Origin of the sequence: Mucilaginibacter oryzae, assembly GCF_003148845.1 — a bacterium.
Classification (GTDB): Bacteria; Bacteroidota; Bacteroidia; order Sphingobacteriales; family Sphingobacteriaceae; genus Mucilaginibacter; species Mucilaginibacter oryzae.
Genome location: NZ_QGHA01000003.1, coordinates 62,773 through 84,679 on the forward strand (window position 1 = coordinate 62,773; position 21,907 = coordinate 84,679).

Below are 21,907 nucleotides of genomic sequence, written 5' to 3' on the forward strand. Positions count from 1 at the left end.
TGAGTTTTACGCTCAAGCCTTTTATATGTAAACTTTCGTTCCCCCTTCAGGGGGTTAGGGGGCTGGTTAAATACTTCCCAAACCAATCAATATAACGCTGCAACCTATCTACCTGGTAACTTGGCACGGTAATACCATGATATTGATTGGGATATAATACCAATTGCGTAGGTATGCCTTGCGATTTTAATGCTTCATACATCTGCTCTCCACCACCAGTCGGCACATTAAAATCCTTTAGCCCCGACATAAATTGCGTTGGTGTTTTGATCTTATCAGCGTGAAGAAACGGGTATGAAAGCTTGATGTATTTATCAGCGTTTTTCCATGGCACGCCAAGTTCATTATCATATTGAACCACCCATTGGTCGGCACCATAGATGGCTAATTGCAGGGCGCTGCCTGCCCCGCTCGATGCAGCTTTAAAGCGGGCGTCTGTAGCGATGGTGTAGTCAGTAAGGATACCGCCGTAGCTCCAGCCGCCTATGCCTAACCTGTCTTTATCAGCAATACCAAGTTTCACCAGCTCATCTACCGCGCCTAACAGGTCTTTTACTTCTTTGTTGCCCCAATCGGCATAAATGGCTTTGGTATATTCGATGCCCCGGCCCGTGCTTCCACGATAATTTACGGCAGCTACAGCGAACCCGGCACAAGCCAGGGTCTGCCTGATCTCATCAAATTCAAATTCGTCCTGATCTGTTGGCCCACCATGGATGTAAAGGATGAAAGGCATTTTTTTGGTAACCACACTATCGGGCGTATACAAAATACCCGATACCAGGGTACCATCACTACTAAAGGATTGAAAGCCCTTTACATGAGCCAGTTTAACTTTACTCAGCCATTTTTCCTGGTGAAAGGTTAACCTGCGGATTTTTCCGTTTTCAATAGCTACCAACTCATGCGGCATATATGGCGTGGTCATTTTACCGATCCAGACGCCTAAATATGAACCTATCATATCCGAAAAACTGCATTCGGCCCCCTTGTATACCGTTAACGATTTGCGGGTTAACAGGTTGTAACGGTTAATATAGCGTATCCTGTCGCTGCTTACCAAATATTCCAGGTCTTTCCCGTCGCGGCTCCAGGTTATATTGCTTACCGGCCTGTCAAGCTGATCGGTGAGCAGTTTGTTGTTTTTGCCGTCGGCATCCATCAGGCACAATATATCGTGCTGATAAATAAAGTAATCGGCATCACTGGTTGACCGCAAATAGGCTATCCTTTTACCATCCGAGCTCCAAAGCGGGTTGATATCATGCCCGGTAAAGGTAGTAAGTTGCTTTTCTTCAGCCCCTGCTTTGGCTTCTATCGCAAAAATATCCGTGTTTTCATTCCGGTCGGGGTCGGGGGTGTGGTTGCTGACAAAGGCTATCCGTTTACCATCCGGGCTCCATTGGGGCGAACTATCGTCCATGTTACCGCTGGTTAAAGTATCCAATCTTTTGCTGCTGACATCATAAAGGTATAAATGCGAATGCCGGTGTTCCAGGTAGCCCTCCATATCCTGTTTAAAATGATAGCGGTCTATTTTTATAGGGGGAACAGTTTTCGGCTCTTCCTTGCCCTTATATTCGGGATCTTTGATAATTAAGGCCAGGCGTTTACTATCCGGCGACCATTCATATTCCTGCAAGTCGCCCTTAATGTCAGTCAGTTTGTGGCCTTCACCTCCGCGGCGGTCCATCAGCCAAATTTGCGCGCCGGTTTTTGAGCCCTTTTCACACAGATAAGAAATAAACTTGCCATCAGGTGTCCATTTAGGGGTTGAAGCCGGGTCGTCGCCATAGGTTAACTGGATGGATTGTTTACCATCAAAGCTTTGCATCCATAGATGTGAAACACGGTTATCCTTCGCGGTATCAACTTCAGATAGTTCATACACAATCCATTTACCATCGGGCGAAAGCCGCGGAGCCATTAATGTCGGCTGGTTATAAAGGTCGGCAGGTTTTAGCGGATGCTTTACATTTTGGGCCGTGGCAAAGCTGCATATCAAAAGCGAGATAACGAAAAGTATGTTTTTGTGCATAGGATTTGCAATGGCTGTGAATTTATTAATTAAACCTATTGTAGGGCTCCGCGTTTACATCTCTTTACAATAATCCTACTTTTTTAAATACTTATTATACCAATCTATATACCGCTGCAACCTGTCAACCTGGTAACTTGGTTTAGTTAAGCCGTGAAACTGGTTTGGATAAAGGATCAGTTCGGTGGGGATATTTTGCGACCGCAAAGCCTGGTACATTTGCTCGCTCCCTATAGTCGGTACGTTAAAATCCTTCAGGCCCGACATAAACAGTACCGGCGTTCTTATTTTATCGGCATGAAAAAACGGGTATGATAACCGGATCCAGGTATCGGCTGTTTTCCATGGTGCGCCCAGTTCGTTGTCATATTGTAAAACATATTGGTCGCTACCATAAATTGATAATTGCAGCGCGCTGCCCGCCCCACTTGCGGCAGCTTTAAAACGCGTATCTGATGCGATAGTATAATCGGTAAGGATACCGCCGTAGCTCCATCCTCCAATGCCCAGTTTGTCCGGATCGGCAATACCTAATCGCTCTAACTGATCAACGGCGCCTAACAAGTCTTTAACTTCTTTATTGCCCCAATCCGCATAAATAGCTTTACAATAATCCAGTCCCCGGCCATTACTGCCACGATAATTAACGGCGGCCACGGCATAACCGGCAGCAGCCAGCATTTGCCTTGTGGCATCAAACCCAAACTCATCCTGGCCTACGGGTCCGCCGTGAATAAACAATATTAACGGATACTTTTTGTTGCCAACGCTGTCAGGCGTATAAACTATGCCGGATACCCTGGTGCCATCGTTACTGGTTGATTCAAAACCTTTACCATAGGCCAACTGCACCGTATTGAGCCAGTTTTGATGATGAAATGTTAAGCGGCGCAATTTTTTATCCTCCAGGGCATACAACTCGGCCGGTGTGTAAGGATCTGTTTTTTGAACTACCCAATTGCCGGATTGGTTGGTATTGATATCGTTAAACACATAATCACCTTTATTTATGGTGGTTATTTTACCGTTGCCAATATTAATGCTTGCCAGGTAGCGTGTCCGGTCGTCAGTTACAATAAATACGATATTTTTACTGTCCTTAGTCCAGGTTTGGGTGCTTACCGGCCTGTCGAGGGATAAGGTCAGCGTTTTATTATTTTCCCCTACCACATCCATCACGCATAAAACCTGCTGATCATACATCATATAATCAGCATCGCTCGTACTGCGCAGGTACGAAATGAACCTACCGTCGGGGCTCCATTCCGGGTTGTTGTCACTCCCTTTCCATGAGGTAAGCTGCAACATGCTGGCGCCGGGCCGGGCATCAATAGTAAAGATATCGGTATTCTGGTTTTTATCCGGATCGATGCTGCGGTTACTTACAAAGGCGATGGTTTTGCTATCCGGCGACCATACCGGCGAGCTTTCGTCTTTCTCTCCGCGGGTAAGTGTATCTAACTTTTGGGTAGCAATGTCAAGCAGGTACAAATGCTTGTGCAGGTGCTGCAGATAACCTTCAATATCCTGCTTAAAATGATAACGGTCTATTACAATTGGCCTGGGCGTTTTAGGCTCTTCTTTTCCCTTGTTTTCCGGATCGCCAATTACCATTACGATGCGTTTGCCATCGGGGCTCCAGGCGTATTCACTTAAACTACCTTTAATATTGGTAATTTTGGCCCCCTCGCCTCCCCTGCGGTCTATCAGCCAGATCTGCGAGCCTGTTTTTGAATCGCGGGAGGAAAGAAACGAAAGGTATTTGCCATCCGGGCTCCAAAGCGGCGAGGAGGCTGCCTCATCTCCGTGGGTTAACTGTAACGACTCCTTACTATCAAAGCTTTGCATCCACAGGTGCGATACTCGGCGATCCTTCGCGGTATCTACCTCCGATACGCTATAGGCTACCCACTTGCCATCCGGCGAAAGCTGGGCATCGCTAACTGCCGGAATCCGGTAAAGATCGGTCGGCTTTAAGGTCTTCTTTTCCTGGGCGGAAAGCGTTGAAGTGAGAAATAGCGTAATGATGGAGAATAAAACGCGCTTCATAAGGGGATAAATGATAAAGCGTGTAAGTTAAGAAAAGATTCTGAACCCTCATTTCCGGGATTTGAAGATGACGGTGAAGGTATATTTGTATAAAAGATGCTGCTACGAGTTATCTCCAGTAATCAATAGGCCCGTCGGCTATCAGAACTATGAGCGCAAAACCATAACTTTGCACAAAAATTTACAATAGATGCCAGATAAAATTAAAGCTGTTTTTTTAGATCGTGATGGTGTGTTAAACCACGAAATGGGCGATTACATTCGCCGTTTTGAGGATTTTCAAGTGTTGGATAACTTTGAAGCCCTGAAAACCTTGCAAAACCGTGGCTATATGCTGCTGGTTGCCACCAACCAGGGTGGTTTAGCCAAAGGCTGGTATACCGAAGAAGAGCTTGCCAAAATGCACAATCACCTGAAACAGGTTTACCAGGACCGGGGCGTTGAGATAACCGATTTTTTTTACTGCCCGCACCACCCCAACTTTACCGGCGATTGCGATTGCCGCAAGCCGAAACCAGGCCTGTTGCTGCAAGGAATTGAAAAATACAATATCGACCCGTCAAAATCATACTTTATCGGCGATCGTGAGCGCGATGTGGAGGCCGGTACCGCGGCGGGAGTTAAAGGTATTTTGATTGATAGTGATCAGCCACTCAGCACCATACTGGATCAGATAGCATAAGTAGCTCCACCCAAACCCTCCCCGGGAGGGAGGGCTTATGATGGTCTGAAATTTAACTGAGTACCTATCAAAAAAGTGCTTTTAAAAGTCTCCCCTTCTGCGGGAGATTTACAGGGGGCTCCCTTTTTTTTTAAAACATTTTCCTCTTACCTGCTTTTTACCAATATTTATATTACGCTATGCAAAAAAGCCGCTACCTTAAAAACCTCGATGCCGTATTAGCCGCCCTGATAGGCTGGTTTGTTTTGAGTTTATTTTTCAGGTACAGCGGCGTAGGGATCTCTCCGGATAGCATCATGTACACCAGCGCGGCGCATAGCCTTAAAACACAGGGCAACCTGCTCACCTTTAATCATGTACCTATTGTAGATTTCCCTGTTTTTTACCCGGTTTACCTGGGAATTATCTCTATCATTACACAAATTGAGCCTGTTAAGTTTGGCGCTGTATTAAACGGGATGATGTTTGCCACGCTGATATTTACCAGCGGGTGGATCACCGAACGTTTTGTACCCGCATCAAGAATTTATAAATGGCTGATACTGGCTGCTATTTTGTTAAGCCCGCCGCTGTTGCAGGTGTACTCCTATTTATGGTCGGAGACGTTGTTTATTCTGGAGATCCTGTTTTTCCTGATCGCGTTTAGGGAATATCTATTAAAACATACACTTAGGCCCCTCATTATAGCTGCGGTGATAGCCGCGGTAAGTTGTATAACACGTTACGCGGCTGTTACCATTGTGGGCACGGGTGGCTTACTTTTATTGTTAGACAGGGTTTTACCTTTAAAAAAGAAAATAGGTCACATAGTAATTTACGGGGTAATTTGCATTTCGCTGTTAGTTGGCAATCTGGTTTTCAATGCTTTTGTAACAGGCACCACTACCGGTCCGCGGGAGCCTTCCATAACTCCGTTTAGCCAAAACTTATATTATTTCGGCACCGTGATGTGCGATTGGATGGGGCTTACACCTAACCAATACCGGGCAGCCACACCCCTGGCTATCATTATCTTCCTGGGTTTTATTGCAGCGTTGGGATATAATTATTACCGCCGCAAACTGGATAGTTTCGAAAACCTTGCCATTACCTTCGCTTTGGTTTACGGCGCGTTTATTGTGCTTTCATCTACCTTTTCACGATACGAGCGGATCAATCACCGCCTGCTTTCACCGTTATTTATTACCGCTTTATGGGGTTATACCAGTTGGGGGCTGCTGTTACTTAAAAAGTTAAGGAACCAAAATATCCGGCGTATTGTCGGCGCCATCATGATTGTAATGATGCTGGGCTTTATTACAAGCGAGTTCCTGATTGACAAGGCCCGCTACGCCGACCAGGTAGCCGACGAATACGGCAACCCCGGCTTTACCGACGAAAGCTGGATCGACTCGGAATTTGCCACCTATTTGCGCAGCGGCGACAAAAGCCTGTTTAAGCCCGGTGTAAAAATTTATACCGATGCTCATGAGGCGGTGTATTTCTTCTCCGGGTTATCGTCATACCTGGTTCCGCACCGTTTTTTCACAAAGGATATTGATAAGTTTTACCAGGCTAAGCATTATTACCTTATTTGGTTTAATGTTCTGGAAAACCCCGAATTGATTAATTTGAAAGATATTCAAAAAGTTAAGAAACTAAAATTGATCAAGGATTTTGGTGAAGAGGGCGGGATTTACGAGTATGTGGAGCCGTGATTTTGTCTGAACCGGAATTTGGGGGAATTAAGAGAATAGGCAGAATGCTGAGCAAATTCTATAAATTCGTTAATTCCATAAATTCGAGTTCAGACAATGTGCGAGGGCCGCGTTAGGGAAGTATAGCCGGAAAGCCGGTTGGTTTAGTAAGGGACAGTTTTTTACTTTTGTATTAAGTTTTAAAGGAAGTAGCAGCGTTACAAATTAGTGTTTAATACCTGATAGGGAGTCTTGTTCCTGTTGTTTAAAGAATGGTTTATTGGTGATGCCCAAATGGAGCGGTATTCCCGAGCAGGATGCTATCAGATTTAATGAACAACAGGCCTTAAAGCTTAATCAAGGAGAAAAAAGATGTCAAAAACGCTTGAGATAGTTCATCCTTTTGCAGCAGGGATAGATATAGGGAGTAGAAGTTTTTATGTAGATGCAGGAGAAGATCGTATTCGGGTATTTCCAACATTTACGGCAGATTGCCAGGCAGTACGAGATTATCTGCTTTCGCAGCGAATAACAACAGTAGCGATGGAGTCAACGGGTGTTTACTGGGTAACGTTATATGCAGTATTGGAGGAATGTGGGATAGAAGTTTACGTTGTGAATGGTCGTGATGTAAAAAATGTACCAGGGCGAAAGAGTGATGTGAAAGACTGCCAGTGGCTAAGGCGTTTGCATAGCTATGGTCTTTTACGTAAGAGCTTTATACCGGAAACGGATATTCGAAAAGTACGAAGCTATTTACGCTTACGCCAGGATCATATCCGTGCAGCGGCAACCCAGGTCCATTTGATGCAGAAGGCATTGACGCAAATGAATCTTCGTTTAGCAGAAGTGATCAACGATATCAGCGGGGCGAGCGGGATGCGAATAATAACGGCGATACTAACAGGCGAGCGGGATGCAAACACATTGGTAGAATATTGCCATGAAAGTATCTTGAAAAGGAAAAAAGATCTGGTGATAAAATCGTTGGAGGGTCATTATAGCGAAGATCAACTGTTTGCTTTGCGTCAAGCCTATGGTACGTGGAATTATTATAATGCCCTGATCAAAGAATGTGATGTGGAAATAGAGCGGCAATTACTGCATATGTCAAAAGATAAAGACGATGTAGAAATGAATGCAAAACGCAAGCCTATCCGCTACCATAAACCGGAAATAGATAACCTTCATAAACCGCTACTGAAATTAACAGGAGGAAAAGACCCAATAGGCATAGCAGGAATAACAGATTATAGTTTTCTGCAGATAGTAAGTGAAGTAGGAACGGATATGAGTGCTTGGCCAAGCGAGAAACACTTTAGTGGATGGTTAAAGCTGGCACCGATGAGCGCAAGTTCGGGCAAGATGAATAAGCGTGTTCGGATGAAGCGGCAAAACAATGCAGGCTTAATATTTCGAAATCTGGCCCAGGGGCTTTTAAACAGTAAACATCTTGCGTTGGGTGCTTTCGGTCGGCGGATCCGTGCAAGGCGGGGAAGTGCTATCGCGATTAAAGCGATCGCCCGGAAGATAGCATGTTATTATTATCGCGTAATGACCAAGGGCAATGAATTTGTAGAAAAAGGGATAGAGGCCTACGAAAATCATTTAAAAGAGCAAAAAAGGAAGCAACTCGAAAAAATGGCATTACAGTTTAACATGCAGTTAGTCCCTGCATAATCGAGTCTGTCCTCAGGATTGAAGCGGATACCGGCCTTGTGGCTAATGCCTCGTGCAGTATGAGCGTAAAGCCCGGCCGCAGGCAACGCCCTAAATTTAGATATTAGTTGTTTTACTTAACATCCTGCCCGTTCCACAAATCCCCAAATCCCGGTTCAGACAAAATAAAATTCTAAAACCCTGCCGTGTTCCCGGCAAAACCTCCCTAAAATTTCACCCGCCAACCTACTTTTTCACAATAAATTTTGTTTTAAAAAACATCTGTCTATATTTGCGATGCTTATCTATAGTTTTACTATATAAAAAATGAACGGCATCGCACTACATCATCTTCATCTGCATCACCACCATGTGGTGATCAGTTAATATGTATGTTTCTACGCGAAATAACAACCTCCGTTTATACCCTTTTTTATCATAGTCTCTTAAATTCAAAATCTTTTGAAAACACTTAAAATAGCTATCCAGAAATCTGGCAGGCTCAACGAAAAATCTGTCGAATTATTAAAAAATTGCGGTTTAAATTTTGAAAACTACAAAAGTTCGCTCATCTCGCCGGTATCAAACTTCCCTTTAGAAATCCTTTTCCTTCGTGATGATGATATCCCTGAATATGTGCAGGACGGCATTGCAGACCTGGGCATAGTTGGCGAAAACGTGATCCAGGAAACCGAAGTAGAAGTAAGCTACCTGCAGCGCCTCGGTTTTGGCAAATGCTCGCTAAAAATAGCAGTGCCTAATAACAGCGATATCAATACCCTGGCCGATTTAAACGGCAAAGCCATAGCTACCACCTACCCCGCCATCCTCGGCAAATTTTTAAAAGAACAAAACATTACTTCAGATATCCGCACCATTTCAGGATCGGTTGAAATCTCTCCCGGTTTAGGCCTGAGCGATGCTATCTGCGATCTGGTATCAACCGGCGGTACACTGAAAAGCAACGGTTTGAAACCTTTTGCCGATGTAATGTCATCGGAAGCGGTACTGATTGGCAGCAAGGAGATTGCCGAAAGCGATCTGGTACAGGAGTTGATTCAACGCGTACAATCGGTTTTACGCGCTAAAGAGACTAAATACGTGGTACTTAACGTTGAAAAACAAAACCTTGAAGCAGTTACGGCTTTATTACCTGGCGTAAAAAGCCCGTCGGTAGTGCCATTGGCCGAAGAAAACTGGGTGGCAGTACACACCGTAATCCCCGAGCGCGATTTCTGGGACCGCATCAGCCAGCTGAAACAAGCCGGCGCTCAAGGCATTGTGGTAATGCCTATCGAGAAGATCATTTTATAGAACCGACGCCCCCCGGCCCCCTAAAGGGGGAGTAAAAGGGTGGGCGGCTATTGCTAACATAACTCCCCCTTTAGGGGGTTGGGGGGCGAATGAAAACATACAATTATTCAGAACTTTCATCTACGGAGATTCAGAAACTGGTTCAGCGCAATGTTGACCCGGCCAACGAGATACGGACCATTGTTGAAGATGTGATTGCCAATGTGCAGCAGCATGGCGACGGCGCTTTGTTTGATTACGCTTCACAATTTGACAAGGTTGAACTGAACAAGCTTTACCTTGAAAAAGCCGAACTGGAAGAAATAGCGCAAGCGATATCTGCCGATCAGAAAGCGGCTTTGGAAACTGCTTACAGCAACATCTACAAATTTCATCAAACACAGCTAAAAACCGAAGATAAGGTTGAAACCATGCCCGGCGTAACCTGCTGGCGCGAATTGAGGCCGATTGAAAAGGTTGGCCTGTATATTCCGGGCGGTTCGGCGGTGTTGCCGAGTACGTTTTTGATGCTGGGGATTCCGGCACGCATAGCCGGTTGCCACGAGATAGTGGTTTGTTCGCCGCCGCAGAAAAACGGTAAGGTGAATGCCTTTATCGCTTATGTGGCGTTGATGCTGGGTATTGATAAAATTTACCTTGCGGGCGGGTCGCAGGCGGTGGCGGCGATGGCTTACGGTACAGCGAGCATTCCGAAAGTTGATAAAATATTCGGGCCCGGTAACCAGTTTGTAACCAAGGCTAAAACCATTATCCAATCAACCACTACCACGGCTATTGATATGCCCGCAGGTCCATCGGAAGTTTTGGTGATTGCGGATGACAGCGCTGTTCCGGCCTATATAGCTGCAGATTTGCTGGCCCAGGCGGAACACGGTATCGATAGCCAGTCGGTTTTGGTTTGTACCTCGGCCGGGATAGCAGAAAAAGCCATTGCCGAAGTGGAAAAACAGTTACCTGTGCTGCCCCGTGCCGAGATTGCCAAACTGGCCATCGATAACTCGTACGTGGTAATTACCGATAACCTTACCGAAGCCATGAACTTCAGCAATCAATATGCGCCAGAGCATTTAATTTTGGCCACCGAAAGCTGGGAACAGATTACCGGCAGTATCATTAATGCGGGTTCGGTATTTTTAGGGAACCTTACCCCCGAAAGTGCGGGCGATTATGCGTCTGGAACCAACCATACACTGCCAACAAGTAGTTATGCAAGGGCTTATTCGGGCGTATCGGTTGATTCATTTGTGAAGAAAATCACCTTTCAGCATATCACCCGCGAAGGGATTGGCAATATTGGCCATACAGTGGAAGTTTTGGCTGAACTGGAAGGTTTGCATGCGCATAGGAATGCCGTGAGCGTGAGGATCCCCCCGGCCCCCTGAAGGGGGAGGAATAGTTCATATCTTAAAGAATATTACAATGAGTGAAGAAATAAAACAACAATATTATAGCGGGCCCGACGGAAACTCCCCCTTCAGGGGGTTAGGGGGGCTCCTCAGAGAAAATATAAAGCGCCTTGTGCCTTACTCATCGGCACGTGATGAATACCAGGGCGAAGCAAGCGTTTTTTTGGATGCCAACGAAAATGCTTTTGGATCACCTTTAGATCAGCAGTTTAACCGCTATCCTGATCCGATGCAGTTTGATCTAAAAAAACGCATCACCGAAATTAAAGGTGTGCCGCCACGCAATATTTTTATTGGCAACGGCAGTGATGAAGCTATTGATATCCTGTTCCGAGCGTTCTGTAACCCGGGGGTAGATAACGTGGTTTTGGTACCGCCAACCTACGGCATGTACGAGGTATCGGCCAATATCAATGATATTGAAGCCCGCAAAGTTAACCTGACCGAAGATTACCAGCTTAACCTGGAGGGCATTGCTGAAGCAATTGATAAAAACACCAAACTCATTTTTATCTGCTCGCCAAACAACCCTACCGGCAACTCCATCAACCGCGATGATATCCAAACCTTACTGGCCAATTTTAGCGGTATTGTGGTTGTTGATGAGGCTTACATCAATTTTAGCAGGCAAAAGTCATTTATCCAGGAGTTAACTGAATATTCAAACCTGGTGGTAATGCAAACGCTGTCAAAAGCGTGGGGACTGGCAGGCCTGCGGGTAGGCATGGCCTTTGCAAGCGAAGAGATTATTGAGGTGATGAACAAGGTAAAACCGCCTTACAACGTAAACGAATCATCACAACAACTGGCTTTAGCCGCTTTAGCCAATGTTGGCCAGGTGAACGAGTGGATCAAAGAAACCCTTGCCCAACGCGACAGGCTGGTGTTAGCCCTGAAAGACCTGGAGTTTGTGTTGGATATTTATCCATCCGATGCCAACTTTATCCTCGTAAAAACCACCAACGCAAACGGCATTTACGATTTCCTGGTGAAACAGGGCATCATTGTGCGCAACCGCTCAAAAGTGGAGCTTTGCGAAGGTTGCCTGAGGATCACTATCGGTACACCGGATGAGAACACTATCCTACTCGAAACCCTTAAAACTTTTGAGTAAAAAATCGCTAATTCAACAACTCAAAAATCGCTAATTGTATACAATGAGTAATTTACAGAAAATATTATTTGTAGACCGTGACGGCACCCTGATCAACGAAACGCCGGATGAGCAAATAGACTCATTCGCCAAGCTTTCGTTTTATCCCGGCGCGTTAACCTATCTGCCCAAAATAGCTAAAGAACTTGATTTTGAGCTGGTGATGGTTACCAACCAGGACGGTCTCGGCACTTCGGTTTACCCCGAAGATACTTTTTGGCCGGTGCATAACTTTATCCTGCAAACTTTTGAAGGCGAAGGCGTAACGTTTGCCAACCAGATCATAGACCGCACTTTCGCCCGCGACAACGCCCCTACCCGCAAGCCAGGAACTGCCTTACTTACACAATACCTCGACGCGAATAAATACGACCTGAAAAACTCATTCACCATCGGCGATCGTAAAAACGATGTGCTGCTGGCTAAAAATTTGGGTGCAAAAGCCATCTGGCTGAACAACAACAGCAACCTTGGCGGCAACGAATTTACCGATGCCGACCTTATTGATGATGTGATAGCCCTGGAAACTACCGACTGGCAAAAGGTTTACGAGTTTTTAAAACTCGGCCAAAGGGTATTTGAGCACCGCCGTGCTACTAAGGAGACTGATATCCACATCAAAATTAATCTGGACGGTAAAGGCGATGCAAAAATCTCAACCGGTCTGCATTTTTTTGATCACATGTTGGATCAGATAGCCCGCCACGGCAGCATCGACCTGGAGATAACCGCCAAAGGAGATCTGCATATCGATGAGCACCACACCATCGAAGATACCGGCATCGCCTTAGGCGAAATATTTGCCGCCGCATTAGGCAACAAAATGGGCATTGAACGTTACGGATTCTGCCTGCCGATGGACGATTGCCTGGCCCATGCCGCTATCGACTTTGGCGGCCGCAACTGGATAGTTTGGGAAGCCGACTTTAAACGCGAAAAAGTTGGCGACGTACCAACCGAAATGTTTTACCACTTCTTTAAATCGTTCAGCGATGCCTCAAAAAGCAACCTGAATATAAAAGCCGAAGGACAGAACGAACATCACAAAATTGAAGCTATATTTAAGGCATTTGCCAAAGCCATAAAAATGGCCGTTAAACGCGATGCAGATAAAATGGTTTTACCAAGCACCAAGGGGCTTTTGTAACCCCCCCAAGCCCCCCAGCCCCTAAAGGGGGAGGGATAGTTTAATAATATGGAATCAACAGAAAACAACGATAAAAAAGACCTCCCAAAAACTCCCACTTCAGGAGGCCGGGGGGCATCACAAACTCCCCCTTCAGGGGGCGGGGGGGGTATCGGTATCATACTATACGGAGCCGGAAACATCTTTTCCCTTACTGCCGCTCTTGAGCGTTTGGGCATTGCTTATGGCTTTGTGAACAGCGAGGCCGATCTTGATAAGTTCGACCGTTATATTATTCCGGGGGTTGGGCATGCAGGCGCGGCCATGAACAAGCTTAAGGCTACCGGCCTGGTGTCAGCTATTAAAGCATTAAAGAAACCTACGCTGGGTATTTGTGTTGGGATGCAGTTGCTTACCTCCTATTCGGAAGAGGGCGATTCAGACCTATTGGACATCATCCCGGTTAAAACTTTAAGATTTAAAGATAGCGCCGAGCATAAAGTGCCGCACACCGGTTGGAATAGGGTATTCCCGGAAACAGAGAACCCGCTTTTTGAAAATATACCGTCAGGTTCACACTTTTACTTTGTACATTCATACTTTATTGAGTATGATAAAGCATACACCTTATTGGCTGCCGATTACGGAAACCGGTTTTCGGCATCAATTTGGCTTGATAATTTTTATGGCGTACAATTCCACCCGGAAAAATCGGGCGAATTTGGCGAAACATTGTTAACTAATTTCTCAAAAATATAAGGATATGTACATTATTCCTGCTATCGACATTTTGAACAAGAAGGTAGTGCGCCTTCGTGAAGGCGACTACGCTCAGGTAACCGAATACGATGTTACCCTTGAAGAAATGATTGAACGCTACCAAAGCAACGGTACCAATTTTATCCATGTAATTGATCTTAACGGCGCAAAAAACGATTTTGTAAACCAGCAATATTTGTTTGACGTGATCCGCAAAACCGATATGAAGGTGCAATATGGTGGAGGGATCCGCAGCATTGAAAAGGTAAAAGAACTGATTGATGCCGGCGTTCACCGCGTTATTGTAGGCACCCAGGCCCTTACCAATCCAAACTTTCTGCCGGAACTGAGCAAGGAAATTTGCGGTAAAGAAAAATGCTCCGACCAGGTAGTTGTGGCGATAGACGTACTGGACGAGGTGATCAAATACTCTGGCTGGATGGAAAGCTCACCCATCAAACTGATGGATTATGTTGACAAATGCCTGGGCTTAGGCTTTTTCCGCTTCCTGTGCACAGATATCGGTAAAGATGGTAAACTGGGCGGCGCAGGCATCGAACTGTACGAAAAACTGCTTGACCATTCGCCGTTTATTAAACTGATTGCATCAGGTGGCGTAAGCTCAATGAGCGATATCGAAAAACTAAACAGATTAAAGATAGAGTCGGTTGTAGTTGGTAAGGCTATTTATGAAAATCGCATCAGCATTGAAGATGTAAAGCACTGGAATTTAGAAGCGTTGATATCGATATAACCCCCCGGCCCCCTAAAGAGGGTACTAATATGCAAATTTGCTTGAATGTTGCGGGTAGGTTATTACTTATGCTATGAAGAAGAAACTTTTTCTTGGTGCTAATGCAGAAATATTTGTTAATGCAAAAGCATTGAGATACAATATGACTCCTGCTGAGATTTTTATGTGGAGTCAGTTGAATGTTGCTTTTTCAGGAACAAAATTTCGGAAACAACATCCGCTGGGTAGTTATATAGCTGATTTTTATTGTCACAAGCACAAACTTGTGATTGAATTAGATGGAAGCATTCACCAACTTCCCGAGGTTATTGATAATGATCTTCAAAAACAAGCATTTTTTGAAAGTCAGGGCTTAACTGTTTTAAGATTTACTAATCAGGAAGTATTCAACAACTTAAATAGAGTATTGGAAACCATAAACATGCAAATAAAAAGCCCCCCCTTTAGGGGGCGGGGGGGGCTTGCCAAGCGAATTATACCCTGCCTCGACGTAAAGGACGGCCGCACCGTTAAAGGCGTGAACTTTGTTGACCTGCGCGATGCCGGCGACCCTGTTGAACTCGCCTGGAATTATTCTAACCAGGGGGCCGACGAACTGGTATTTTTAGATATCACCGCCACGGTAGAACGTCGTAAAACTATGGTTGAGCTGGTAAAAGCTGTTGCACGGCAAATCAACATCCCATTCACCATTGGTGGCGGCATTAACGAAATTGCCGATGCTGACGCGTTATTGAATGCAGGGGCTGATAAGATCTCTATCAATTCTGCCGCGGTGCGCAACCCTAAATTGATTGATGAACTGGCCGCCGCCTTTGGCGTTCAGTTTGTAGTGATCGCGGTAGATACACGTTATATCGATGGCAAAAACATCGTTCACCTGAATGGTGGTCGTTTACCAACTGAGCGTGAAACCCTGGAGTGGATATTGGAAGCTGAAAGCCGTGGCGCGGGCGAGATCCTGCTTACTTCGATGGATCACGACGGTACTAAAGGCGGTTTTGATAATGGTTTATTGAAAACGGTTAACGATGCTGTTCACATACCGGTAATTGCTTCGGGCGGCGCAGGCAAGGTTGAGCATTTTGTTGATGTGTTTGGAAAAACCAATGTTGATGCGGCATTGGCAGCTTCGGTATTTCATTACGGCGAGATTTTGATACCCGATTTGAAGCGGACTTTGCAGGGAAATGGGATCGAGGTTAGGATCTGACCTGAAAAAAAACGCTGCCCGAAGTCATAGAATCCGGACGAATAGGCAGGCGGTAGTCGACTGCCGTTGCCTTATATAGTCGCAAACTAATTGCATGGCTAATTCGAAGTCGAAGACTTTGAAAAGCTAAACATAAAACGTTGAATAACGTAAATCAAGCTGCCATGTTTCACGGCAGCCGCGAGAGAAAGATTAAAAATGAATATAGATTTTGAAAAAACCGGTGGACTTGTACCGGTAATTATACAGGACGAGCAAACTTTAGAGGTACTGATGCTGGGCTATATGAACCAGGAAGCCTATGACAAAACCGTTCAGGAAAATATCGTAACGTTTTATTCACGCTCAAAAAACCGCCTTTGGACCAAAGGCGAAACCAGCAACAATTTTCTGCATGTAAAAAGTATAAGCATTGATTGCGATAACGACACCTTATTGATTAAAGCCAAAGCTGATGGCCCTACCTGCCACACAGGCGCTCGTAGTTGCTTCAATACCGGATACAATCAAAATTTTATCCTTGAGCTGGAAAATATCATTGCCGATAGATACGCCAACCCGGTTGAGGGATCGTACGTAAACAAACTGCGTAATAAAGGCCTCAATAAAATAGCCCAAAAAGTTGGCGAAGAAGGCGTTGAAACCGTTATAGCCGCCCTGGCCGAAACTGAAACCGACCTGATTAACGAAGCCTCCGACCTGGTTTTCCACTTACTGGTACTACTCCGTGAAAAAGGCCTGACTTTAGAAACCATTGCCAAAAACCTGGAATCGAGGCATAAGTAATTTCGTTCATGGTTCATAGATCATGGTTCATGGCTAAACAGCCATAATCTCTTCGGCTATGAACTATGAACCATCAACCATGAACTAAAATGATCACCGTACAAAAAACAGCCGAACTTACAGGCCATGCCAACCCAATATTTACGCTTGAGCTCTCGCAAAAGCCGGGGATATTGTTTACCGGCGGCAATGATAAAGGTTTGGTTGAATGGAGTTTGAGGGATTCTGCTTTCATCAAGGTGATGTTTCCGGTTAACGCCTCCATTTATGCTATTCATTGCCCTGAAGGTTACCCCCTGATGTTTGCGGGCTTGCGCAGCGGCGAAGTGTTGGTTTTCGACTTTATACAACAAAAGCTGCTTAAACCTTTAAGGCATCATCGAAAGGCTATTTTTGATATCAAATCGTCGGTAAAAAAAGATGAGTTATTGATCGCCTCCGAAGATGGTACGGTATCCGTTTGGAGCCTGAAAACCTTAGAGATGGTGCATACCATCAATGTATCAAAAGATACTATACGCTGCATCGCCATAGCTCCCGATCAGAAACAGGTTGCTTTTGGCTGCCGCGATAATCACATCGGCGTTTACGATCTGGAAGATTATACCATTATTAAGGCAGTGCATGGGCATACTATGGCCGTTTTTTCGGCGGCTTACAGCCTTGACGGTGCTTATCTGGCCACCGGATCGCGCGATGCACAGGTGAAGATCTGGGATAGCCGCACTTACCAGGAAATTAAAAATATCCCTGCACACCTGTTCGCGGTTAACCACATCGCATTTCACCCCACCCTGCCCTATTTCGCTACGGCCAGTATGGATAAAAGCATCAAGATCTGGGGGGCCGACGATTTTAAACTCTACAAAAACATCAGCAGGGAAAAAGGATATCCAGGCCACGTGCTTTCAGTTAATAAACTGGCCTGGAACGGACAGGGGCAATTACTTTCGGTAAGTGACGATAAGAATATTATCAGCTGGCAAATTGAGTTTTAGCCGTTAAATAAACCTGCTATAGCATAAAACGCCTGATACCGCATAAATGATGTGTATGGCGTTTATGATCGGCCGAATAGATTCCGTCATTATCAATAGTATCTATTTTCACCTTGCCGGATGCATGGATAATTTGTTCGTTGTTTAGCAGGATACCAACGTGCGTTACCTTACCTTCGGCATTATCAAAAAAGGCCAGATCGCCGGTTTTTGCATCCTGCAGCGAATCAACCTTTGTGCCCTCCTTTACCTGCATACCGGCATCGCGTTTTAACCTGATACCTCTCATTTTATAAACTGCCTGGGTAAAGCCCGAACAGTCGATGCCAAAATGTGTACGCCCGCCCCATAAATAGGGTGAGTTAATAAAAGATTTAGCAGTTGCCGGGATATCTTCCCGCTCGCCAATTTCGCCTATAATTTCATAACGTTCATTGCCTATGCGGCACAAAGTACCCTCAAGAAAAGGCAGCGAACTACCTGCAGGTAGATACATTACGCTGTTATCGCTTATTTTCCAGGCCTGGGTAACCGCCCTGTAAGTTAATTGAGGAACCGTATGTTTGATGTGCTTATAGGCGATATGGCCCAGCATTGCAAATTGCAGCCGCCCTATCCAACCAACATAACCATCTGCTTCGGCAACAATTTTAACCCAGTTGGTTTGCCACTCGGTTATTTCAAAAGCTTCTCCGAATAATAACTGCGACACCTGCTCGCTCCGTTCATTGGGTTCGGCCCTGAGCGGTATAACGGCAAGGTTACATATCCCGTATTCCATAATTGATGTAAGCGTCAAATTAACAAAAACGTACAGCGCGTAAAGTGCTGTATACGAAACGTATCAAAAAAAGATATTGTTTTATAATTGGTACCTGTACCGGTCAACGGGGGATGACTGTACGATGATATTCGGGCTAAAAATTAAAAAGGGGATACACAAAAGTGGCTCCCCTTTAATATCGTGTAAAAACGGTTACTATTCGTTCATGTGCAGCCAATCTTTTTTGGCAAGCAGTTCTTCTTCGGTCTCGCGCACATCCTCATCATCCACACAACAATCAACCGGGCAAACGGCAGCGCATTGCGGTTCATCATGAAAACCTACACACTCCGTACACTTATCGGGTACGATGTAATAAATATCGTCAGATAATGCAGCTTGTGACTCTTCGGCATTAAGGGTATTACCATCGCCAAAATCAATTACCCCTTTCAAGCCGGTACCATCGCTAAAACGCCATGCCGCACCAGCATCATAAATGGCATTATTAGGGCATTCGGGTTCGCAGGCCCCGCAGTTTATGCATTCGTCGGTGATTTTAATCGCCATATTTCTAAATATCTAATAATCTCAATTAACTTTGCCTGCAAATTACAAGCGTACAAATATAACAAAAAAAGGGTTTGAGGGTTTAGTCCCCTAACATATATATGTCAAAAATTAATATAAAAAATTCAATAAATTCATTTGCGGAGCTGGGCAGGCAGCTTTTATCGCCGGATGCTACACTTACCGCGCTCATAGAAAACGAGCAATACCACAATGCCTGGTTTACGCCAGCCAGTGTAACTGAAGCGGTAACTGCGATAGGCAAAATGCTTAATCCGGCCGATCTGGAGAACTGGCTTTCAAAATACAACCTTGAAAATGAAAAGCCGGCCCAAAAAGTCGGCCTTATCCTGGCGGGCAATATTCCGCTGGTTGGTTTTCATGATGTGCTGTGTGTAATAGCATCGGGCAATAAGGCCCTGATTAAAGCCTCCTCCCAGGACGCCCGCCTGATTAAAGCCGTTTTAGATAAACTGGTTGCCATCGACCCATCATTTGCTGATAGCTATAGCTTTTTTGATCGCCTGGAAGGCTTTGACGCTGTGATAGCTACCGGCAGCAATAACAGTTCGCGTTATTTTGATTACTACTTTGGTAAAGTGCCAAACATCATCCGTAAAAACCGCAACAGCATAGCGGTTTTAAGCGGTAATGAAACTGCCGGGCAGCTTTTTGCATTGGGCCATGATATATTGGATTATTTTGGACTGGGCTGCCGTAACGTATCTAAAGTACTGGTGCCCGAGGGTTATGACTTTACCTTCTTTTTCGAATCGATAGAAGATCATAAAGCCATCATCAACCATCATAAATACAATAACAATTACGATTACAATAAATCCATTTACCTGGTAAACGGTGATAAGCACTATGATAACGGCTTTTTAATGGTAAAAGAAGATGACAGGCTGACATCACCGTTGTCAGTATTATTTTTTGGCTACTACCGTGATGTAGCGGATGCAGAAGATATCATCAATCAAAACACTGAAAATATCCAGTGCGTAGTGAGCGAATTGCCACTTCAAATCCCCAACCAGCTGGTAAAATTTGGCCAAAGCCAGCAACCCGCGTTATGGGATTACGCCGATGGTGTGGATACGATGGATTTTTTGTCAAATCTTTAAATAAACAATACCTTTGGGAGGAGAGAGGCGAAAGGTAAAAGGTGAAAGGTGAAAGGTTAATACGCTCAATTGAAGAGAAACCTTTTTCGTTTTACCTTTCGCCTTTAACCTTTCGCCTTTAACCTTAAAAAATGTATATCATAAAAGTAAAAGGCGTTGCCAAAATACCTGATTACGTGCAGCTACGTGACGAAAAGTTTACCTTGCTTGCTTATTTCAGGGTTGACAGGCCGGATAAATCGCTGGACAAGGTGGGGTTGGGTGATAAGGCCGATCACATCATGAATATTATCAAGGATTTGCCCTTTGGACAGATCTTAAAATTAGAGCTATAAAATACAATGATTGGAAATTCGATAATAAAGCTAAACAACGTTGATATTTTTCAACAGGCACACTTAGTACTCAGCAACGTTAACCTACACATTGATAAAGGCGATTTTGTTTGGCTGATTGGCCAGACAGGTTCGGGGAAAAGTAGCCTGCTGAAGGTTATTTACGGCGATTTGGGTATCAAAGGCGGCACCGGCCATGCCTGCGGCTATGAGCTGAGCAAGCTGCCCGGCCGGGATATCCCCTATTTGCGCCGCAAGCTGGGTATCGTTTTCCAGGATTTTCAATTATTGACCGACCGTACCATCGAGCAAAACCTCAACTTTGTGATGCGCGCCACCGGCTGGACAGATAAAAAACTAATTGCAGAAAAAGCTCTTGATGTGTTGGAGAAAGTTGGCCTGCGCTCCAAACTCAAAAAAATGCCGCACGAACTTTCAGGCGGCGAGCAGCAACGTGTGGTAATTGCCCGCGCCCTGCTTAACGACCCCGAAATTATCCTGGCCGACGAGCCAACCGGTAACCTCGACCCTGAAACATCCGAAGAGATTGTACTGCTCCTAAAACAGATCAGCCAATCGGGCACCGCGGTATTGGTAGCCACACACGATTATCATATTATCCGGGCTTTCCCGTCGCGCATTATCAAATGCGAAAACGGTAAGGTTTTGGAAGATGTAGCAATATGAACCCCCTCTAAATCTCCCCCGAAAGGGGAGACTTCAAAATAATTCTTTTTAAGTCCTCTCCTCCGGAGAGGGTTGGGTGAGGCTAATTTGTCGCTTTCCCTGTCACCCTTACTTAAATTTATTGCACACCACTGACAGCTTGACCGTTTTGCGGTTATGGCAGGATACTTGATTGGCACTACGTGCTATGAAATTTAACGACATGTTGAAAAAAAAGAAGCCGGTGAATAATAATACAGAAAATATAAACGACGTGAATAACGAGGAACTACAACAAGACGGGCAGGAACAAGCCCCCGAAACTGAAGCTGCCGAAACACAACAGGAAGCTGCCAAACCTACTGCCGAAGAAAAATTAAAAGACGAACTGGCACAGGCTAATGACAAGTACTTGCGTTTATATGCCGAATTTGACAACTTCAGAAGGCGTACTATTAAAGAACGAGACGAAGCCCGTAAAACCGAAGGCAAAGATATTATTGTAGCTCTTTTACCTGTACTTGACGATTTTGAACGTGCGCAGCGTGCCATGGAAAAAGCTACCGAAGTTGAATCGGTTAAAGAAGGCGTTACTTTGATCCAGCACAAATTAAAAAATATTTTAGGCCACAAAGGCCTTAAGGAAATGACATCAATAGGCCATGCTTTTGATGCCGACCTGCATGAAGCTATTACCAACGTTCCGGCCCCTACCGATGATCAGAAAGGCAAGGTGATTGACGAAATGGAAAAAGGCTATACCCTGAATGACAAGGTAATTCGCTTTGCAAAAGTAGTGGTAGGCGCGTAAGTTGATTTCGGATTTGGGAGGT

General features: G+C 45.0%; 20 protein-coding genes and 1 pseudogene. 17 read left to right on the forward strand and 4 right to left on the reverse strand.

From position 1 onward, the window contains the following. Nucleotides 1-46 precede the first annotated feature (46 nt). Nucleotides 47-2,038, reverse strand: coding sequence for an alpha/beta hydrolase family protein (locus LX99_RS09455; protein ID WP_109607667.1), 1,992 nt, complete (start codon nt 2,036-2,038; stop codon nt 47-49). 75 nt (nt 2,039-2,113) lie between these two features. Further along, nucleotides 2,114-4,087 carry an alpha/beta hydrolase family protein gene (locus LX99_RS09460; RefSeq protein WP_109607668.1) on the reverse strand — a complete coding sequence of 658 codons (1,974 nt, stop codon included), beginning with the start codon at nt 4,085-4,087 and terminating at the stop codon, nt 2,114-2,116. 190 nt (nt 4,088-4,277) lie between these two features. On the opposite strand from LX99_RS09460, the gene LX99_RS09465 reads away from it, so the two are divergent. The 13 genes and pseudogenes from LX99_RS09465 to LX99_RS09520 all read left to right on the forward strand — a co-directional run bounded on the left by LX99_RS09465 (nt 4,278) and on the right by LX99_RS09520 (nt 17,613). After that, a complete protein-coding gene (locus LX99_RS09465) occupies nt 4,278-4,769 on the forward strand; it encodes a D-glycero-alpha-D-manno-heptose-1,7-bisphosphate 7-phosphatase (RefSeq protein WP_022830643.1) in 492 nt (163 codons plus the stop codon). 179 nt (nt 4,770-4,948) lie between these two features. Next, nucleotides 4,949-6,466: a hypothetical protein gene (locus LX99_RS09470; protein ID WP_109607669.1), complete on the forward strand. Its 1,518-nt coding sequence runs from the start codon at nt 4,949-4,951 to the stop codon at nt 6,464-6,466. Between the two features lie 351 nt (nt 6,467-6,817). Next, nucleotides 6,818-8,125, forward strand: coding sequence for an IS110 family RNA-guided transposase (locus LX99_RS09475; RefSeq protein WP_109607670.1), 1,308 nt, complete (start codon nt 6,818-6,820; stop codon nt 8,123-8,125). 441 nt (nt 8,126-8,566) lie between these two features. Next, complete coding sequence (gene hisG / locus LX99_RS09480) at nt 8,567-9,418, forward strand: ATP phosphoribosyltransferase (RefSeq protein WP_022830645.1); 852 nt, start codon at nt 8,567-8,569, stop codon at nt 9,416-9,418. An 89-nt stretch (nt 9,419-9,507) separates the two neighbouring features. Beyond that, entirely contained in the window at nt 9,508-10,800 is a 1,293-nt protein-coding gene (gene hisD, locus LX99_RS09485; protein ID WP_109607671.1) for a histidinol dehydrogenase, read from the forward strand. Between the two features lie 37 nt (nt 10,801-10,837). Beyond that, entirely contained in the window at nt 10,838-11,938 is a 1,101-nt protein-coding gene (gene hisC / locus LX99_RS09490; protein WP_109607672.1) for a histidinol-phosphate transaminase, read from the forward strand. Nucleotides 11,939-11,981: 43 nt separating this feature from the next. Continuing rightward, the gene (gene hisB, locus LX99_RS09495) at nt 11,982-13,124 is read left to right on the forward strand and encodes a bifunctional histidinol-phosphatase/imidazoleglycerol-phosphate dehydratase HisB (RefSeq protein WP_109607673.1); all 1,143 of its coding nucleotides are present in this window, start codon (nt 11,982-11,984) and stop codon (nt 13,122-13,124) included. A gap of 48 nt (nt 13,125-13,172) precedes the next feature. Beyond that, nucleotides 13,173-13,862 carry an imidazole glycerol phosphate synthase subunit HisH gene (gene hisH / locus LX99_RS09500; RefSeq protein ID WP_109607674.1) on the forward strand — a complete coding sequence of 230 codons (690 nt, stop codon included), beginning with the start codon at nt 13,173-13,175 and terminating at the stop codon, nt 13,860-13,862. Between the two features lie 4 nt (nt 13,863-13,866). Beyond that, a complete protein-coding gene (locus LX99_RS09505) occupies nt 13,867-14,616 on the forward strand; it encodes a 1-(5-phosphoribosyl)-5-[(5-phosphoribosylamino)methylideneamino]imidazole-4-carboxamide isomerase (RefSeq protein ID WP_109607675.1) in 750 nt (249 codons plus the stop codon). A gap of 73 nt (nt 14,617-14,689) precedes the next feature. Continuing rightward, a pseudogene (locus tag LX99_RS26255) lies at nt 14,690-15,034 on the forward strand (endonuclease domain-containing protein); the annotation flags it as partial. A gap of 3 nt (nt 15,035-15,037) precedes the next feature. Continuing rightward, nucleotides 15,038-15,829: an imidazole glycerol phosphate synthase subunit HisF gene (gene hisF / locus LX99_RS09510; RefSeq protein WP_245927897.1), complete on the forward strand. Its 792-nt coding sequence runs from the start codon at nt 15,038-15,040 to the stop codon at nt 15,827-15,829. A 159-nt stretch (nt 15,830-15,988) separates the two neighbouring features. Further along, nucleotides 15,989-16,615, forward strand: coding sequence for a bifunctional phosphoribosyl-AMP cyclohydrolase/phosphoribosyl-ATP diphosphatase HisIE (gene hisIE / locus LX99_RS09515; RefSeq protein WP_281270953.1), 627 nt, complete (start codon nt 15,989-15,991; stop codon nt 16,613-16,615). Nucleotides 16,616-16,704: 89 nt separating this feature from the next. Beyond that, nucleotides 16,705-17,613 (forward strand): WD40 repeat domain-containing protein, encoded by a 909-nt coding sequence (locus LX99_RS09520; protein WP_109607678.1) that lies wholly within the window; start codon nt 16,705-16,707, stop codon nt 17,611-17,613. A gap of 16 nt (nt 17,614-17,629) precedes the next feature. On the opposite strand, the gene LX99_RS09525 is transcribed toward LX99_RS09520, so the two are convergent. After that, nucleotides 17,630-18,394 carry a C40 family peptidase gene (locus LX99_RS09525; protein WP_109607679.1) on the reverse strand — a complete coding sequence of 255 codons (765 nt, stop codon included), beginning with the start codon at nt 18,392-18,394 and terminating at the stop codon, nt 17,630-17,632. Nucleotides 18,395-18,592: 198 nt separating this feature from the next. Next, nucleotides 18,593-18,946, reverse strand: coding sequence for a 4Fe-4S dicluster domain-containing protein (locus LX99_RS09530; protein WP_109607680.1), 354 nt, complete (start codon nt 18,944-18,946; stop codon nt 18,593-18,595). Nucleotides 18,947-19,047: 101 nt separating this feature from the next. On the opposite strand from LX99_RS09530, the gene LX99_RS09535 reads away from it, so the two are divergent. The 4 genes from LX99_RS09535 (at nt 19,048) to LX99_RS09550 (ending at nt 21,885) form a co-directional block, all read left to right on the forward strand. Continuing rightward, the gene (locus tag LX99_RS09535; protein ID WP_109607681.1) at nt 19,048-20,073 is read left to right on the forward strand and encodes an acyl-CoA reductase; all 1,026 of its coding nucleotides are present in this window, start codon (nt 19,048-19,050) and stop codon (nt 20,071-20,073) included. A 131-nt stretch (nt 20,074-20,204) separates the two neighbouring features. Then, nucleotides 20,205-20,408, forward strand: coding sequence for a fructose-6-phosphate aldolase (locus tag LX99_RS09540; protein ID WP_109607682.1), 204 nt, complete (start codon nt 20,205-20,207; stop codon nt 20,406-20,408). A gap of 6 nt (nt 20,409-20,414) precedes the next feature. Continuing rightward, nucleotides 20,415-21,095, forward strand: coding sequence for a cell division ATP-binding protein FtsE (locus tag LX99_RS09545; RefSeq protein WP_109607683.1), 681 nt, complete (start codon nt 20,415-20,417; stop codon nt 21,093-21,095). Between the two features lie 187 nt (nt 21,096-21,282). Further along, on the forward strand, nt 21,283-21,885 hold the full coding sequence (locus LX99_RS09550; RefSeq protein WP_245927884.1) for a nucleotide exchange factor GrpE: 603 nt from the start codon (nt 21,283-21,285) through the stop codon (nt 21,883-21,885). Nucleotides 21,886-21,907: the final 22 nt, after the last annotated feature.

Coding starts and splice junctions, on each gene's coding strand:
- LX99_RS09525 (WP_109607679.1), bottom strand. CDS start 18,394: ATGGAATACGGGATATGTAACCTTGCCGTTATACCGCTCAGGGCCGAA.
- LX99_RS09545 (WP_109607683.1), top strand. CDS start 20,415: ATGATTGGAAATTCGATAATAAAGCTAAACAACGTTGATATTTTTCAA.
- LX99_RS09460 (WP_109607668.1), bottom strand. CDS start 4,087: ATGAAGCGCGTTTTATTCTCCATCATTACGCTATTTCTCACTTCAACG.
- LX99_RS09520 (WP_109607678.1), top strand. CDS start 16,705: ATGATCACCGTACAAAAAACAGCCGAACTTACAGGCCATGCCAACCCA.
- LX99_RS09540 (WP_109607682.1), top strand. CDS start 20,205: ATGTATATCATAAAAGTAAAAGGCGTTGCCAAAATACCTGATTACGTG.
- LX99_RS09530 (WP_109607680.1), bottom strand. CDS start 18,946: ATGGCGATTAAAATCACCGACGAATGCATAAACTGCGGGGCCTGCGAA.
- LX99_RS09470 (WP_109607669.1), top strand. CDS start 4,949: ATGCAAAAAAGCCGCTACCTTAAAAACCTCGATGCCGTATTAGCCGCC.
- LX99_RS09505 (WP_109607675.1), top strand. CDS start 13,867: ATGTACATTATTCCTGCTATCGACATTTTGAACAAGAAGGTAGTGCGC.
- hisD (WP_109607671.1), top strand. CDS start 9,508: ATGAAAACATACAATTATTCAGAACTTTCATCTACGGAGATTCAGAAA.
- hisC (WP_109607672.1), top strand. CDS start 10,838: ATGAGTGAAGAAATAAAACAACAATATTATAGCGGGCCCGACGGAAAC.
- LX99_RS09550 (WP_245927884.1), top strand. CDS start 21,283: ATGAAATTTAACGACATGTTGAAAAAAAAGAAGCCGGTGAATAATAAT.
- LX99_RS09475 (WP_109607670.1), top strand. CDS start 6,818: ATGTCAAAAACGCTTGAGATAGTTCATCCTTTTGCAGCAGGGATAGAT.
- LX99_RS09535 (WP_109607681.1), top strand. CDS start 19,048: ATGTCAAAAATTAATATAAAAAATTCAATAAATTCATTTGCGGAGCTG.
- LX99_RS09465 (WP_022830643.1), top strand. CDS start 4,278: ATGCCAGATAAAATTAAAGCTGTTTTTTTAGATCGTGATGGTGTGTTA.
- hisF (WP_245927897.1), top strand. CDS start 15,038: ATGCAAATAAAAAGCCCCCCCTTTAGGGGGCGGGGGGGGCTTGCCAAG.
- hisB (WP_109607673.1), top strand. CDS start 11,982: ATGAGTAATTTACAGAAAATATTATTTGTAGACCGTGACGGCACCCTG.
- hisH (WP_109607674.1), top strand. CDS start 13,173: ATGGAATCAACAGAAAACAACGATAAAAAAGACCTCCCAAAAACTCCC.
- LX99_RS09455 (WP_109607667.1), bottom strand. CDS start 2,038: ATGCACAAAAACATACTTTTCGTTATCTCGCTTTTGATATGCAGCTTT.